This window comes from Bradyrhizobium sp. LMG 9283, assembly GCF_045571415.1.
Taxonomy (GTDB): Bacteria; Pseudomonadota; Alphaproteobacteria; order Rhizobiales; family Xanthobacteraceae; genus Bradyrhizobium.
In genome coordinates this window covers 4,050,463-4,066,263 of the sequence record NZ_CP120691.1, presented here as the reverse complement: position 1 = coordinate 4,066,263, position 15,801 = coordinate 4,050,463, and the positions used below count along the sequence as shown (strand labels likewise).

The window sequence follows — 15,801 nt, the reverse complement described above, 5'->3', positions numbered from 1 at the left end:
GCGCGCCTTCTCGAGCGCGGCTCGAGCGCGGCGGCGGCTGCCGTCCGATCGGCAGATTCGGCGGAGCTCTCCGCCACTCGGCAATGAAGCCGGCGGTCGGCTCCCGCTGCAAGACACGGCCGGCAATGCGCGCGCACGGCCGAGCCGGCCGACGCGGCAGCCCTCCCCGGCGTATCTCGGTCGGGACTTGTGACGCGGATCCCCTCTCCCACGACAGCTGGCATCGGGTCGCACGGAACGATCGATGAAGGGAAGCCGCGCGAGTTCGGCGCTTGGCGCAAGACCGCGGGCATCCGAGGCCAAAAAGAAAAGCCCCGGCGGTTTCCCGCCGGGGCTCTCTGTCAGGTCGTTAGACCGAACTTACCAGTTGCGCTGAGCGCGGAGGAGCAGGGTGATGGTGTCCTGATCCTTCAGCTCGTAGAGCGCGGTCGGCTTGGCGGTTACACCGGAGGGGGTAACACCAACCGTACCGGAGTACTTCTGGTCAACGCGGGTCCATGCGAGGTCAGCCGAGAACGTCAGGTTCTTGACCGGAGTCCAGCGAGTGATGATACCCGCCGAGTACACGGAGAAGTCCGGGTTGCAACCCGTCACACCAGCGACAGCTGCTCCCGTGACGAACACGCCACCGACGCCGCAGATCGTGGTCTTAGCCAGGGTACCGAACTGGGCCTGAGCGTAGGCACCGTAGATCGAGGTGTTCCAGTACGGATCCCAGTTGTGGGTGTACGCACCACGGAAGCCCCAGGTCTTGACGGTTTCCTGCTGCGAGCCGGTGATGTACACCGTGTCCGGAGCGTTGGCGAAACCGACGCTCTGGTAGGCGATGCCCGAGCTGCCGAACATCGAGTAGCTGCTGCCCGCGAGGTTCTGGAAGTTATAGCGGGTCGCACCGTCGGTGTAGACGCCCTGGACGTTGATCGTGTCACCCGCGCCGGTCGGGATGTTCTTGATCGACAGAGCGAGCTGAACCGCCCAACCCCACTTGTCGTCGGGGTGGCCAGTGGGCTCGGTCGCGCCGTAGTAGGCAACGTGGTTGTCCTTCGCAGCAACCGACGCCTGGAACAGACCCCAAGCCTGGTCGACGCGAATCTGACCGACGAGGTTCGGCGAACGCGAACCGCCGATGGCGTTGGAGCCATACGAACCACCAACAATGCCAGCCACCGAAGCGCCGCTCATGTTGAGGTTGCCAGCCTGCATGTAAGCAGTCGGGTCTTCAGCCGAGAACGACGCCGTGATGCCCTGACCGAAGTCAGCAGTGTAGCTGAACTGCGTGATACCAGTGACCGTGCCGCTGCCGCCGACGAGACCGTCGTAGTTGTTGCCGGGATAGTTGGTCCAGGGCGCGTCGAACTGCGACACGGCCTTACCCATCGTGAAGCCGGCGAACTGGATGAAGGCATAGTACACGCCGAGCGAACCGCCCGAGGTACCGCCGTCAGTCGGGTTGATCGTCGAACCAACGAGCGCCGGAGTGGCACCGGAGGTGTTGAGGCCCAGCGCGGCGCTGTAGACCGTCGAGCCGGTCGCACTGCCGCTGCCGGAATAGTTACCGGTCGTCCAGGAGAACACGGCGTCGAAGAAGGTACGGACGACGCCGTACTCGGTCGCGGTGCGCGTGTCGATGTTGAGATCTTCACGAGCACGCATCGTGTAGTAGTTCGTCAGACGGTTGCGCGCACCGTTGTTCGTGGTGAACTGGCCGTTGTAGTCCGAGTTCGTGTTCAGCGCGACTTCAGCGCGCAGATAGCCACCCAGCTTGATGCAGGTGTCGGTGCCCGGGATGTAGTAGAATCCAGCACCGTACAGGGAGCAGATCTTCACGTATTCGACCGCCTTGGCCTTCACGGGCAGATCGGCTGCCTGCGCTCCGCCCACGGCGATCAGACCCGCCGCTGAGCCGAGCAAAAGGCTCTTAACCAACTTCATGTTAAACCTCCAAGTTGCTCTTTCAGGGAAGGTTACTGACCGGACGGCCAATTCCCCAACCCCCTCTAAATCCCCGCTTTTGGCCCCTTCGCGCCTTCGGACACACCCGCATGAACGCGAGGGACTTAAGCGAAAGACCTAAACGGGACGACCTTGGGATGCCCCCCTCCGTCGCTCAGTCACAATTACCGAACGTCCTTGCACACACAACAAGAGAACGCTCCGAAACGGCCCGATGAAGCGTGTTTTCCGACGGGTGTTGCACAAATAGCACGCAGATGTGATCAAACCACTCTCGCAACATATTGTTTACATTGATGTTTTCGGAGCGGTTCCATTTGCCATCAAAGTTCCCCACATGAGGCACCGCAGACGAGAGCTCGGCCTGGAGCAGCTTTGATGGGTTCGAATCGTGGAATCAGAAGGAGACTCAAGGAGCAGGCATCAGCCGCCTCCGCGCCTCCAGTTTGACACAAGCGGTCACAACAACGCCTGAGCCGCACGGCAGATACTCGCTATCGAGGCGGAGATGATTGGGAACGGGCCGGCAGCTCGGCGGCCAAGACGCAGGGATGCCGACTTTCCATAGGCCCCCTCTCTCGTATCATTGAATTTCCTAGCAAATTCAGCTTCTGACACGAGCAAACAGGCTTCTCTACGCGGAACATCCTTGCGCCTTGTGCCAGATGTTCCAGCTTTGGGCCTGTTCCTACAGCGCCACTCGCGCGCCCCCGAGAACAAACCCGTTTGTTTCGAAAATCACTGGGAATATTCGAGCGAAAACACGCGCTTCCAAATTGACCAGCCCGAGCAAATAGATGCATAAGGCTCGCACCGGAGAGGTGGCCGAGTGGCTGAAGGCAACGCTTTGCTAAAGCGTCATACGGTCTCAAGCTGTATCGAGGGTTCGAATCCCTCCCTCTCCGCCACCCAGCAGCAGAATCATCCAAGGTCTTCTGCGTTCTTTCAGCTGAAAGCGGCGTGGCGCCGGCGCGAAAGCCTGGCGCAAGCATGAGCGCGGCAAGCCCAGCTCGATTCGCGTGCTCCTTATATATGTGTGCACGCACCTAAATGCCGGATTGCCGTATCCACCAATGCGAGGGCGATATCAGCACAACCTCGTCGGCCCAAACCTTGAACCAGACGGCGCCCCTGCGCCGGCATGGAAAGGACCGGGGCAAAATTCCCGTCTTGTGCAGACGCCCGAGTTCCAGATCGCACTCATCGGGGGCGATCCGAATCGGTAGCCATCGTCCATTCGCTTCTTGATCGGCCATTCCGTCGGGTCTTATGCGGCGGCACGACGCGGAAGCTTGATTCAGCGCAACCGGGCCCACCCATGAAAATGCGGGTCGGACGCGATTCTCATCTCAGCGCGCGGAGACCCAGGCCCTCGCCTCGCGCTGCGCGACCGAGATCTCGGTATCCGACATCTGCCCCGCGACTTCCTGGCGCAACGCCACGGCATCCTTGCGGCCCTTCAACGCGGCAAGGTTGAACCATTTGTGCGCAGCGACGAGATCGACGATCCCGGAGCGGCCGCTCGCCCAGTAGATCTCGCGCTCGAACAGAATGTCCGACAGCGCGCTCGCGTCGACCGGCGTTGCGGTCTCCAGATCGAAAGTACCCTGAAACATCACGCATCCCCTTTGTTCTTATGCCGTCTCGTTCCCCCGAGCGCGGCTCCCGTCCAAAAAGCTGTTCAACTTATCCCCACGCCGTTTGCCGGCTTGTTGGAGGCGATGATGGCGGGCAAATTTGAATGGCAGTTTAAGTATCGCGATGAAGCAGACGTAAACGCGAGCGTGCGACCAGGGTGCGCGGAATTCGAGAAGTCCCTGATTTGCAGGCACTTCTGCGATTCGTCAGATTCGGTTTACCGTGGGATTTTGGGAGAACGATAACCATTGCGCGCGGAGGCGCGGATCCTGTGGTTGCTCCCTCCAACTGTCGTCACCCGCGACCCGGCTACGCCAAGGCTTCGCCGGGGCATGCGGTCTCGGGCCGCCGAAGCTTCGGCGAAGGCGGCAGGCGAGTGACCCAGTCTTCCAGAAGCCGCAGTCGTCCCCCGAGAAGCCGCGGTGTACTGGATCGCCCGGTCGGAGCCGCGATGGCACCGCGCGTGAAGAAGCGGCGCGCAATCGCGTCGCAGCCCGCCCTGCCTCTCTAAGCAAGGCGATCAAGCCAGCACGACAGAAGCGGCGCGGACGCGGCGCAGTCAGATCAGCAATGTCGGAAAGGGAATGCCGGCAATACCCCGGCTTCAAGAGAACGAGGGCGTCGGCGAACACGTCAGGACCAGATTCCACATTGGCCCGAAGGCCTGTCGTGAAATTGCGGAGCCCTCAAGAAGGAGAACCGCACCGAACGAAGAAAACTCGTTTCTTCTGCCGGACCGCGAAAGAGAACAGCCCGACCGTTGACCTGATGTCTCGCCGACACCCTCTATCGTCGACCAGAACCTCTAGGAGGCGCTGATGACGTGCCGGCTATCTGGAGCCGGCAACTTCAGAAGCGAAGTTACTTCTTCTTCTTCGCGACCTTGCGGGTCTTCTTCGCAGTCTTCTTCACTGCGCTCTTCGCCTTCTTCGCCTTCTTCGCTTTCTTGGCCATGTTGCCCTCCGATGTGTGAGATGGCTTTAATCGCTGCGTGCACTCGGGGATCGAATGCACTTCATCCCGAATACACCAACACGAAGAAAAAAACAGCTTCTCGCTTAAAGAAGTGTTGACGCAGCAAGGCGCGTGCGCTTGGCGGGCGCGAGGCAGGCGCTTCGCATCACGTGCGATTGCGATCGAGCAGAGTGATCGCATCGTCGCCGTTCGCGAACGACGCGATTGCACAAAAACACTATGCAGCAAGTATTTTTTCGCACGCGCGCATCGCGTGCGATCAACGCGACGATGCACATCGACAATCGCGCGATCGCCTCGCGAAAGCGTTTCGCGGACTCTGAGTCGCGAGTTTTGGCAACGAAAATATTTTCATGCTTAACGGCGCGAGCGCTCACCGGAGCGTGCGCAAGGCGCCGTTTTGGGCGAATCGCGTGACGGCGATTCGGTCGCGGCATCGCTGTCGATCGGGATGAAGTTTGCCGTTCGAGGATGCGCGCGAGCGGCGCACCGAGAGCCGAAAGCGAGGTGCCGAAACGTGTCCGTCACCTCGTTCGAACGCGTGAGGATTAGACGCCGAGCTTGGACTTGAGCAGGTCGTTGACGCTCTGCGGGTTGGCCTTGCCGCCGGACGCCTTCATCACCTGGCCCACGAACCAGCCGAGCGACTGCGGCTTGTCCTTGACCTGCGCCGCCTTGTCGGGATTGGCCGCGATGATGTCGTCGACCACCTTCTCGATCGCCGAGAGGTCGGTGACCTGCTTCATGCCGCGGCTTTCCACCAGCGCGCGGGGATCGCCGCCTTCCTGCCAGACGATCTCGAACAAATCCTTGGCGATCTTGCCCGAGATCGTGCCCTCGCCGATCAGATCGATGATCGCAGCGAGCTGCTCGGCATTGACCGGAGAGTCCGTAATATCCCGGCCTTCCTTGTTGAGACGGCCGAACAGCTCGTTGATCACCCAGTTCGCCGCCATCTTGCCATCACGGGCGCGGTTGGCAAGCCTGTCGAGCACGGTCTCGTAGAACACCGCGCTCTCGCGCTCGGCGACGAGCACGCTTGCATCATAGGCCGAGAGGCCGAAATCGGCGACGAAGCGCGTCTTCTTCTGGTCCGGCAGCTCCGGCAGCTCAGCCTTCAGCTCGTCGACGAACGCCTGGCTGAATTCCAGCGGCAGCAGGTCGGGATCGGGGAAGTAGCGATAGTCGTGCGCCTCTTCCTTGGACCTCATCGAGCGCGTCTCGCCCTTGTTGGGATCGTAGAGCCGCGTCTCCTGCTCGATCTCGCCGCCGTCCTCGAGGATCTCGATCTGGCGTCGCGCCTCGTACTCGATCGCCTGGCCGATGAAGTTGATCGAGTTCATGTTCTTGATCTCGCAGCGGGTGCCGAGCGGTCCGCCCGGCTTGCGCACCGACACGTTGACGTCGGCGCGCAAGGATCCCTTCTCCATGTCGCCGTCGCAGGTGCCGAGATAGCGCAGGATAGAGCGCAGCTTGGTCACATAAGCCTTGGCCTGCTCGGCATCGCGGATATCGGGCTTGGAGACGATCTCCATCAGCGCGACGCCGCAGCGGTTGAGGTCGACATTGGACATGGTCGGTGACCGATCGTGCAGCAACTTGCCGGCGTCCTGCTCCAGATGCAGCCGCTCGATGCCGATCGTGACGCTGCGGCCGCCGTCGAGCTCGACCAGCACCTCGCCCTCGCCGACGACCGGCGATTTGTACTGGCTGATCTGGTAGCCCTGCGGCGAGTCCGGATAGAAATAGTTCTTGCGGTCAAACACCGAGCGCAGATTGATCTTGGCGTTGAGGCCGAGGCCGGTCCGGACAGCCTGCCTGACGCATTCCTCATTGATCACAGGCAGCATGCCCGGCATTGCGGCGTCGACCAGCGACACATGGCTGTTCGGCTCGCCGCCGAATGCGGTGGACGCGCCCGAGAACAATTTTGCGTTCGACGTCACCTGGGCATGGATCTCCATGCCGATGACCATCTCCCAATCGCCGGTGGCGCCTTTGAGAAGTTTGTGCGTGGCCGTGCTCATGTCTTGCTCCCAAGCAGCGTGGCAGCGATCCGCTCCCACTCCGCTTCCAATGAATCCTTTGCCGTCGGCTGGCCGGCCTGCCCATACCAGTAGCCGGCATTGCCGAGATCGCCTTCGACGCGGTGCAGATAGGCGTGCACCCAGGCGGCCTCACGGCTGCTTTCGTCCTGAACGATCTTGTGCGCGCGGTCCCAGTCGCCCTTCGCCGCCCACCAGAGGCCGGCGAGCGGCGCGCTCAGGCTAGGCGCGGGCGCCGCGCCGTCGAGGCTCGCGATGAAATCAGCGACATTCACCACCACCTCGCGGGCGTGAACCGGCCGGCGGCCTGCTCGATCACCTCGCCGAGCGAGAACAGCGTCTCCTCGTCGAAGGGACGGCCGATCAGTTGCAGGCCGAGCGGCAGGCCCTGCGCGTCCTTGCCGGCGGGCACGGCGATGCCGGGCAGGCCCGCCATGTTCACGGTCACCGTGAAGATGTCGTTGAGGTACATCTCGACCGGATCGGCACCGCCCTTCTCGCCGATGCCGAAGGCCGCCGAGGGCGTCGCCGGGGTGAGGATCGCATCTACGCCCTTGGCGAAGCAGTCCTCAAAATCCCTCTTGATCAGCGTGCGCACTTTTTGCGCGCGCAGATAATAGGCGTCGTAATAGCCTGCGGAGAGCACATAGGTGCCGATCATCACACGGCGCTTCACCTCCGCGCCAAAACCCTCGGCACGGGTGTTCTCGTAGAGCTCGATGATGTTCTTAGCCGACTCGCGCAGGCCGTAGCGCACGCCGTCATAACGCGCGAGGTTGGAGGACGCCTCCGCCGGCGCCACGATGTAATAGGCCGGCAGCGCGTATTTGGTGTGCGGCAGCGACACCTCCACGAGCTCGGCGCCGGCGCTCCTCAGCCAGTCCGCGCCGGCTTGCCAAAGCTTCTCGATCTCCACCGGCATGCCGTCGAGACGGTACTCCCGGGGAATGCCGATCTTCATGCCCTTCACTGACTTGCCGATCGCCGCCTCGTAATCCGGCACGGCGATATCGACCGACGTCGTGTCCTTGGGATCGTGGCCTGCCATCGAGCGCAGCAGCATCGCGGCATCGCGTACGCTGCGTGCGATCGGACCGGCCTGGTCGAGCGAGGACGCAAAAGCGACGATGCCCCAGCGCGAGCAGCGGCCATAGGTCGGCTTGATGCCGACGGTCGCGGTGAACGCCGCCGGCTGGCGGATCGAGCCGCCGGTATCGGTCGCGGTCGCGCCCATGCACAGCAGTGCCGCCACGGCCGAGGCCGAGCCGCCGGACGAACCGCCTGGCACCAGCGTGGTGTTGCTGCCGTCGCGCCGCCAGGGATTGCCGACGGGCCCGAAGCAGGAGGTCTCGTTCGACGAGCCCATCGCGAACTCGTCATTGTTGAGCTTGCCGAGCATCACGGCGCCATCGCGCCAGAGCTGCGAGGTGACGGTGGACTCATACGTCGGCACGAAATTGCCGAGGATTTTCGAGCACGCCGTAGTGCGCACGCCCTTGGTCGCGAACAGGTCCTTGATGCCGAGCGGAATGCCGGCGAGCGGGCCGGCGTCCCCCATGGCGATCCTGGCGTCAGCTTCGCGCGCCATCGTGCGCGCCTGGTCGGGCGTCTCCATCACGAAGGCGTTGAGCACGCGCGCGGCTTCGATCGCGGAAAGATGCGCGTCGGTCAGCTCAAGCGACGTGAAAGTCTTGTCGGCGAGACCCTTGCGGGCCTCGGCGAGCGTCAGCGATGTCAAATCGGTCATTTATTGATCGGGCTGCAGAAGAACGGAGACAGGGTCTTGTCGTTGGCCGGGTCGTCTTTTTTGGCAGCGGCTTTCGCGGCAGCCTCGATCTCGTCGAGCACGGCATTGACGGCGACATTGGGATCGGCAGCCTTGCCCTGCCGTTCCATCTTGTCGAGATAATTCATGTAGGCCTGATAGGCCTTCTCATCGTCGCATAGCAGGCACATCGGACGGCGTCCTGAATTGAATTACTCGACGACCTTGGGCACCAGGAAGAAGTGACCTTCGGTCGCGGGCGCGTTGGCAACGATATCGTCGGCGATCTCGCCGTCATTGACCACGTCCTGCCGCTTCTTCATCTGCATCGGGGTCACCGAGGTCATCGGCTCCACACCCTCGACATTGACCTCCGAGAGCTGCTCGACAAAGGCGAGCATGGCGTTGAGCTCGCCCTGCAGATGCGGAACCTCGCCCTCGGAAACCGCAATGCGCGCCAGATGCGCGATGCGGCGGACGGTAGCGGCGTCGACGGACATTATATAAGGCCTCTCACGGCAAAACCTAAGTGCCGTATAGCAGAGGCCGCTTTTGCGCCGCAACCGGCCCCGGAGGCCTAGCTGGCGAGCGCTTTCAGGCGAGCCAGCGCCGAGTTGGCGAGATCCCGGGTCAATTCAGCGGCTGGCACCTCGCGACCGAGGGCAATTGCCTGTCCCGCCCAGAGATTGGTGAAATCCACCCTGCCCTGCTTTTCGGCAGCCGCCCTCAGCAGCCCCAGCGCGGTTGCGGCATGGGGGAACGGCGGCGCATCCGGCGAGACCGGGCCCGCCTCACGCATCAGCCGGTTCTGCACGCCGCGCGCCGGACGGCCGGTCATGACATTGGTGATCACGGTGGAATCGTCTCGCGCTTCAGCGAGCGCCTTGCGGCCGCCGGCGCTGACCTTGGATTCCGGACAGCGCAGATAAGCGCTGCCGATCTGCACGCCGGAGGCACCGAGCGCAAAGGCTGCGGCAATGCCGCGCCCGTCCGCAATGCCGCCGCAGGCGATCACCGGCACCTTCACGGCATCGACGACCTGCGGCACCAGCGCAAAGGTGCCGGGCTGCTCCGCAATTCTGTCAGTCAGGAACATGCCGCGATGACCGCCCGCCTCGGCGCCTTGCGCGATCACGGCGTCGACGCCGCGCTCTTCCAGCCAGACCGCTTCCTTCACCGTCGTGGCGGACGAGATGACGAGGCAGCCGGCCGCCTTGACGCGCCTCAGCAGCGCTTGCTCCGGCAGGCCGAAATGGAAGCTGACGACCTCCGGCTTCAGCTCCTCGACCACCTCGCAGAACGCCGCGTCGAACGGTGCGCGGTTCGCAGCATTGATCGGCGCCGAGGGATCGAGACCATGCTCGGTGTAATAGCTCGCGAGCCGCTGCTTCCAGCGCGCTTCGGCTTCCGTCGTGAACTCGACCGGCGTGTGGCAGAAGAAGTTCATGTTGACCGGCGCCTTCACACGCTGGCGGATGAGACCGACCTGCTCGCGCGCCTTCTCCGCCGAGATCATCGCACAGGGCAGCGAGCCGAGCGCCCCGCCTTGCGCAGCGGCAATCACCAGCTCCGCATCCATCACGCCGGCCATCGGCGCCAGCACGATCGGGAATTCGGTCTTGAAGAGGTCGATCAGTCGACGGTCAGGCCACATGGTATGTCTCTCTCGTTCGTCCTTACCCTTCCCTGGAGGGGGAGGGTAAGAGTCTACGCCGCTATCACCGAATTCCGCCGCCCTTCCAACAACTGCTCCGCCTCAACCACAATTCGCTCGACTATCTCCCCCGCCGGCGGAATATCATGGATCAGGCCGACCGCTTCGCCCGCGATCACGGCAGCGACATCGAAATTGCCGGCTGCCCTTGCCGTGGCATACTCCGCCGCGACTGCGGCGACATTCTGCATCAGCTCGACTTCGCGGCCGATCCAGCGCCGGGCATGATCGTTGACTAGGCATCGCCCCGTGAACGGCGCCGGCCAGACATTGTTGCGGGAGAGGTCGAAGATGATGCCACGCACCGTCGAGCCGCTGCTTGCCGTGCAGATGCGGCGCTTGGCCTCCTCCGCGCCGTCGGCCTCCTGGCTCGCATAGAAGCGCGTGCCGAGCAGCACGCCGCTCGCGCCCAGCATCATCATGGCGGCGAGCCCGCGCCCGTCGGCGATACCGCCGGCGGCGACGACAGGCACGCGGCCGGCCGCAAGATCGACGATAGCAGGCACGAGATCGACGGTGGTGCGTGAAGCACCATGACCGCCCGCCTCCGTCCCTTGCGCGATCAGGATGTCGGCGCCGGCGTCGAGCGCCTGTCGCGCCATCGCTTCGTCCTGCACCTGGCAGATCAGGCGGGCGCCGGCCGACTTGATCTTCGGTGCGAACGGCGCGGGATTGCCGAAAGACAGCATGATCGCGGAGGGCTTTGCAGCGAGCGCCACATCGAGCAGCTCGGGCCGCTTGGCGAGGCTCCATGTGATGAAGCCGATGCCGAACGGCGCACGCAGACCGGCGAGCTTCGCCGTCTCCTGCTCCAGCCAGGTCCGCTCGCCATAGCCGCCGCCGAGAATGCCGAAGCCGCCGGCACGGCTCACGGCCGAGACCAGCCGGCTGCCGGCGATGATGTCCATCGGCGCCAGCAAGATCGGATGCTCGATCCCCAGCAGCGTGGTCAGCGACGTCGCAATGGGCATGGCTCCTCCCCGATCTGGACAGCGAGACTAGACGCGACTAGCATTCTCGAAAAATGAATTGTTGCGAATGCTGCCATCTCAAAAGCGGAACGGCGCTATGGAACTCAGCGACATCAAGACCTTCGCCGCCGTCGCCCGCACCGGCGGCATCACCCGCGCCGCCGAAGAGCTCAATACCGTGCAATCGAACGTCACCCAGCGCGTGAAGGCGCTGGAGGCGGAGATCGGCACGCCGCTGTTCGAGCGCCACAGCCGCGGCATGACGCTGACCGGCGCCGGCAAGCGCCTCCTCCCCTACGCGCAAAAGATGGCGGCGCTGTCGCGCGAAGCCTTGCTCGCTGCGCGTGACGACGGCGAGCCGAAGGGACCGCTCGCGATCGGCTCGATGGAGACCACGGCGGCGGTGCGCCTGCCGCCGCTGCTGGCGGATTTCCATCGCCGCTTTCCTGCCGTGCGCCTATCCCTGCGCACCGCGCCGACCGTCGACCTCGTCACTGGCGTGCTCGACGGCACGCTCGACGGCGCCTTCGTCGCGGGACCCATCACGCATGACGACCTCAGCGCGACGAGCGCCTTCCGCGAGGAGCTGGTGCTGGTCAGCGCACGACGCTGGGCTTCGCTGGCCGAGCTGCGCGCCGGCACGTCAGAGTCCGGCCCGACCGCACTGGTGTTCCGCACCGGCTGCACCTACCGTCAGCGGCTCGAGCAGGTGTTCGTCGAGTTCGGCTGGCCGTCGGCGGCGCGCTTCGAGCTCGGCACGCTCGACGGCATGATCGGCTGCGTCGCCGCCGACATGGGCGTGACGCTGCTGCCGCGCGCCGTCGTGGAACGCAGTGCGATGCACGGCAGCGTGTCGATCCATACGCTGAGCCCGTCGCATGCACGCGTCGAGACACTCTTCATTCAGCGCCGCGCCGGACATCAATACAGCGCGCTGAGCGGCTTTGCCGACTGCCTGAAGAAAGATGACGACGTCATCGCAGCCTGACGCGACGAAGCGTTCCACTCCGCGAAATTCGTCACAAATCCATCGCGTTTCCACGTTGCGTTCTGCCCTCGCAGCGCAGCACATCAAAAAGCTTTGAAGCCGGCGATCATTCTACGTTAGGATGACTGACTAGCCAGCGCGAAACCATAACGAAGCCAAACATCGGCAGAAAACATCGGGAGGACTATCGATGCGCAATACGCTTGTGTTGTGCTGCGTCGCTGCGTTGTCGGCGATAACAGGCACGGCAAATGCCCAGGACTGGACCAAATCGAAATGGGGGCCGAGCGATGAGATCGGTGCCGCCAATTACATGACGCCCGAGCTGGTGGTGAAGGCGGCGTCGCTGGTGAAGACCGGTAAGACCTATGCCCTTGGCATTCCCGTCACGCCGCAGACGCCCGCTTATCCGCCGCGCACCTTCAAGCTCACCATCGTGCAGCCCGGACAGGCCGGCAGCCCGGGTCTCGGTCCGAACAAGGCCACCTATAACGACGACATCCTCGACACCTGGGTCGGCATCGGCAGCCAGCTCGACGGGCTCGGCCATCTCGGCATCGAGCACGTCTATTATAACGGCAACAAGCTCGCCGATTTCGCCGATCCCAACGGGCTGAAGAAGCTCGGCATCGAGAAGGTGCCACCCATGGTCACGCGCGGCGTGCTGCTCGACATGGCCGCCTATTTCAAGACCGACGTGGTGAAGGAAGGCACCGCCTTCAACGTCAAGGAGATCGAGGAAGCCGCCAAGCAGCAGAACGTCGAGATTCGCCAGGGCGACGTCGTCATCTTCCACACCGGCTGGCTCAGCCTGATCGGCAAGGACGACAAGCGTTACTCGGCCGGCGAGCCAGGTCTCGGCGTCGAAGGTGCGAAGTACCTCACCGGCAAGGGCGTCGTCGCAGTCGGTGCCGACACCTGGGGTCTCGAGGTGCTGCCGTTCGAAGGCAAGACCGTGTTCGAGGTGCATCAGATCCTGCTCGCGATGAACGGGACCTACATCCTCGAAAACATGGACACCGCCGCGCTCGCCAGAGACAAGGGCTACGAATTCCTGTTCGTGCTGGGACAGCCGCGCTGGACCGGCGGCGTGCAGGCGATGATCAACCCGATCGCGATCCGCTGACATCCCACACGCTTCCGTCGCAACAGCCCGGGTGAGGGTGTTGCAGTGTCTCCAGAGAGTACACTGCTCCCCTCACCCGAACGCCGGGTCGGTTCGCTGGCCGCGAACAGCCCCGCTCTTCAGATCCGAATATCCTCATAGGATTCGATCCGCCGCGGGCCAACCGAGGTCGCCTCGTGCGAGTCCGCGTCGGCGAGATTGCCGAAATCGAGCTTGGTCAATTTCGTCAGATCCGCGATCGAGACCTGGAAGACGCTGACGTCCTCCTCGGACATCCGCTCGAGCAGATCCGCCTCGTGGATACGGTCGATCTCCATGACCTGCTTTCGCTGGCTCATCAGGAATGCCGCCGCCTTGAGAGCGTCTTCGTCGCGTCGGATCAAGATCTTCCAGAAATATTTCGGAATTTGAACCCCGCCGAAGCTCGGATCCTTGTGAGGCCGGCCGGCGGGATTTGGCAGATCGGATTCATCGGCATCCGGTCCGTCGAGCACCGGACCGTTCATGACGATGCCCTTCTCCTCGCCTTCGAGCAGGACATCGCGCGTGTAGTCCTCCAGTCCTGCCCAGAGCTGCTTGCCCTGATTGAACGAGAAAAATTGCGGCGAGCAATTGGTGAAATGGAAGGAATCGTCGCCATGCTGCTTGGCCGCGGCGACGGTGTCGCCCCAGGTCGCATCGAGGCGGCGCACGAGATGACCGCGGTCGAACGGATTCTTGCTGCGGTCCGCCTCAAAAGTGGCCTGCTTGCGGTAGAACTCATCGCCGATCTGGGCATCGTCGTCGATGCGCGGATCGCGCAGCCAGGAATCACCTTCCCGCTTGCCGACGTCCTGCTGCTTGCCGCCGTCGATATTGACACAACTGAAGAAGGCGAGCCGGCGCGCCTTGTTCATGACGACGCTGTAGTTGAAGTATTTCAGCTCGGACTGCTTGGAGCTTCCCTTCAGCATCGCGATCCGGGACTTGAGAGCGGCCGGAATCTTCGGCAACGGCACCGAGAACTTGCCTGTGCCTAGGAAATTCGCCTTGTATCCGGGACGCGATTTCAACGTGCTCTGATCGATATGCACGGCCTCCATCGGCAGGCCGTTCTTCGCACTGATGTTGGGCAACAAGCCCGCCGGTGGGGCGATCAACGGCTTGCCGCCGTTCTGCATACCTCCGTTCGGTGCTCCTCCGTTACCTCCCGCCGGGCCCTGCACGGGCGCGAGCGGAGGCATCGGAATTTCCGTCCTGAACATCGGCAGTGGCACGCGGATCGGAACCACGAGCGAGGTCCCGTCAAGCGATTGCTCGACCCAGGCATTGGCACCGAAAGCAGGCGCTGCCGCCGGCGGCCGGACTTTCGCGACCTCGTCCCGGATCGGCGGCTCCTCCTCGTCGAGCACCGGCCTGATCAAGGGATGAGAACCAACGGCAACCTTGAGATCGGCGACGATCGCGCTGATCCGGATGCCTTCGTTGGCGATCCAGTCGATCGAGGATTCGTCCATCGACGGCTTCCACACCTTGCCGTCCTTGGTCAGGGTGCGGCCCTGCCCATCCTTCCGGGGAACGCCACTGTGGTGCAGCGCGACCACCTGCCAAAAGCGGTTGAACGCCGGCGACCCTGACGACCCCGCGGTCGTGTCGGTGTTGTACCAGAGGAAGTCGCCGACATATTTGAGCAGCTTGTTCTCGCGGACGCAGACCTGCTTCATCTGCCCGCTGGGATGCTGGATGATGGTGAGATACTCGCCCGGGTCTGCCTTGCCGGGCGCGCCGCTCAGCGGCAGCCATCCCCAATCCTCGAGCTCCTCGTGGCCTGACAGCGAGGTCGGCGCCACCGCAACGACCGAGAAATCCAGCCTGTCATTGGTGTAGAAGAATTTCCCCGGCTCGAATCCGAACCGCACCGGCACACGCTCCTGTCCTGAAACGTCCAATTCGTAATTGAAATCGGCGACCGAATTGACTGCGTCGGCCGGCTTGCCGAAGACATGATGGTTCGTCAGCAGCAGGCCGGGCCCGATCAGAAAGCCCGAGCCATAGCCGAGCAGGTTCGACTTGATATCCCTGAGCTGAATACGGCAGACCGAGCGCGAGGCGGCCGTCCCCTTGGCGAGATAGTTGATGCTGTCGAGATCATTGCCCCGGAGGATCCGCTCCAGGCCGATCTCGGCCGCTTGCACGTCCTGCGTCTCGGCCAGGAGCTGGCGCTGGCGCTGGCGTATCTTTTCAGCGCTCAGCTCGATCGGGCCGTCGCCCAATTTTCGGTTCAAGACATCGGGTGAGAACTCGGCTTGCTTGAATCGCCTTTTCTGAGCCCGCGATCAGGCTTGGCTTGATGAGCATCATGACCTCTCAAAATACTTGGCGAATATTGGACATGGTCGGCGCCTGAAAAATCTGCGCCAAGGTTGCAGCGCGGTTCGGACCGCCGATTGCGGCCGATCGTCTCGAAATCGGGGCACGTTCGCCCAATACTACTTTAGACCTTCAAATTTACAGCTACACAACCATAGCGTCAATCGACGTGCGCTGCCGAGGTCGCGACATCATGCCATGGTCTGCGACGCCGCCCGTGTGAGATTTGCCACAAATGATCGTTGCATTTGTGCGTGGCCCAGCATCGCCGTGACGG

Annotated in this window: 12 protein-coding genes and 1 tRNA gene; 3 read left to right on the top strand and 10 right to left on the bottom strand. The window is 63.1% G+C overall.

Going from position 1 to position 15,801, the window contains the following annotated elements; all coding sequences use genetic code 11:
- Positions 1-360: 360 nt before the first annotated feature.
- Positions 361-1,932 (bottom strand): porin, encoded by a 1,572-nt coding sequence (locus P6U29_RS19170; protein ID WP_407118980.1) that lies wholly within the window; start codon positions 1,930-1,932, stop codon positions 361-363.
- An 836-nt stretch (positions 1,933-2,768) separates the two neighbouring features.
- On the opposite strand from P6U29_RS19170, the gene P6U29_RS19165 reads away from it, so the two are divergent.
- Positions 2,769-2,861, top strand: a tRNA-Ser gene (locus P6U29_RS19165).
- Between the two features lie 441 nt (positions 2,862-3,302).
- Here the strand turns inward: P6U29_RS19165 and P6U29_RS19160 are convergent.
- The 8 genes from P6U29_RS19160 to P6U29_RS19125 form a co-directional block, all read right to left on the bottom strand.
- Positions 3,303-3,569 carry a hypothetical protein gene (locus tag P6U29_RS19160; protein ID WP_407118979.1) on the bottom strand — a complete coding sequence of 89 codons (267 nt, stop codon included), beginning with the start codon at positions 3,567-3,569 and terminating at the stop codon, positions 3,303-3,305.
- 1,545 nt (positions 3,570-5,114) lie between these two features.
- On the bottom strand, positions 5,115-6,593 hold the full coding sequence (gatB, locus tag P6U29_RS19155; protein ID WP_407118978.1) for an Asp-tRNA(Asn)/Glu-tRNA(Gln) amidotransferase subunit GatB: 1,479 nt from the start codon (positions 6,591-6,593) through the stop codon (positions 5,115-5,117).
- Entirely contained in the window at positions 6,590-6,892 is a 303-nt protein-coding gene (locus P6U29_RS19150; RefSeq protein WP_407118977.1) for a hypothetical protein, read from the bottom strand. The genes gatB and P6U29_RS19150 overlap by 4 nt, the downstream gene beginning before the upstream one ends.
- The gene (gatA, locus tag P6U29_RS19145; protein ID WP_407118976.1) at positions 6,883-8,358 is read right to left on the bottom strand and encodes an Asp-tRNA(Asn)/Glu-tRNA(Gln) amidotransferase subunit GatA; all 1,476 of its coding nucleotides are present in this window, start codon (positions 8,356-8,358) and stop codon (positions 6,883-6,885) included. Before gatA ends, P6U29_RS19150 begins: the two co-directional genes overlap by 10 nt.
- Positions 8,355-8,567: a hypothetical protein gene (locus tag P6U29_RS19140; protein WP_027547180.1), complete on the bottom strand. Its 213-nt coding sequence runs from the start codon at positions 8,565-8,567 to the stop codon at positions 8,355-8,357. Before P6U29_RS19140 ends, gatA begins: the two co-directional genes overlap by 4 nt.
- 21 nt (positions 8,568-8,588) lie before the next feature.
- Entirely contained in the window at positions 8,589-8,876 is a 288-nt protein-coding gene (gene gatC / locus P6U29_RS19135; RefSeq protein ID WP_007611211.1) for an Asp-tRNA(Asn)/Glu-tRNA(Gln) amidotransferase subunit GatC, read from the bottom strand.
- A gap of 77 nt (positions 8,877-8,953) precedes the next feature.
- Complete coding sequence (locus tag P6U29_RS19130; RefSeq protein ID WP_407118975.1) at positions 8,954-10,030, bottom strand: NAD(P)H-dependent flavin oxidoreductase; 1,077 nt, start codon at positions 10,028-10,030, stop codon at positions 8,954-8,956.
- Between the two features lie 53 nt (positions 10,031-10,083).
- Positions 10,084-11,061, bottom strand: coding sequence for an NAD(P)H-dependent flavin oxidoreductase (locus P6U29_RS19125; protein ID WP_407118974.1), 978 nt, complete (start codon positions 11,059-11,061; stop codon positions 10,084-10,086).
- A gap of 97 nt (positions 11,062-11,158) precedes the next feature.
- On the opposite strand from P6U29_RS19125, the gene P6U29_RS19120 reads away from it, so the two are divergent.
- Positions 11,159-12,049 carry a LysR substrate-binding domain-containing protein gene (locus P6U29_RS19120; protein ID WP_407118973.1) on the top strand — a complete coding sequence of 297 codons (891 nt, stop codon included), beginning with the start codon at positions 11,159-11,161 and terminating at the stop codon, positions 12,047-12,049.
- A gap of 190 nt (positions 12,050-12,239) precedes the next feature.
- Positions 12,240-13,175, top strand: a complete 936-nt coding sequence (locus P6U29_RS19115) for a cyclase family protein (RefSeq protein WP_407118972.1) — start codon at positions 12,240-12,242, stop codon at positions 13,173-13,175.
- A 119-nt stretch (positions 13,176-13,294) separates the two neighbouring features.
- On the opposite strand, the gene P6U29_RS19110 is transcribed toward P6U29_RS19115, so the two are convergent.
- Positions 13,295-15,439, bottom strand: a complete 2,145-nt coding sequence (locus P6U29_RS19110) for a DNA/RNA non-specific endonuclease (protein ID WP_407118971.1) — start codon at positions 15,437-15,439, stop codon at positions 13,295-13,297.
- Positions 15,440-15,801: the final 362 nt, after the last annotated feature.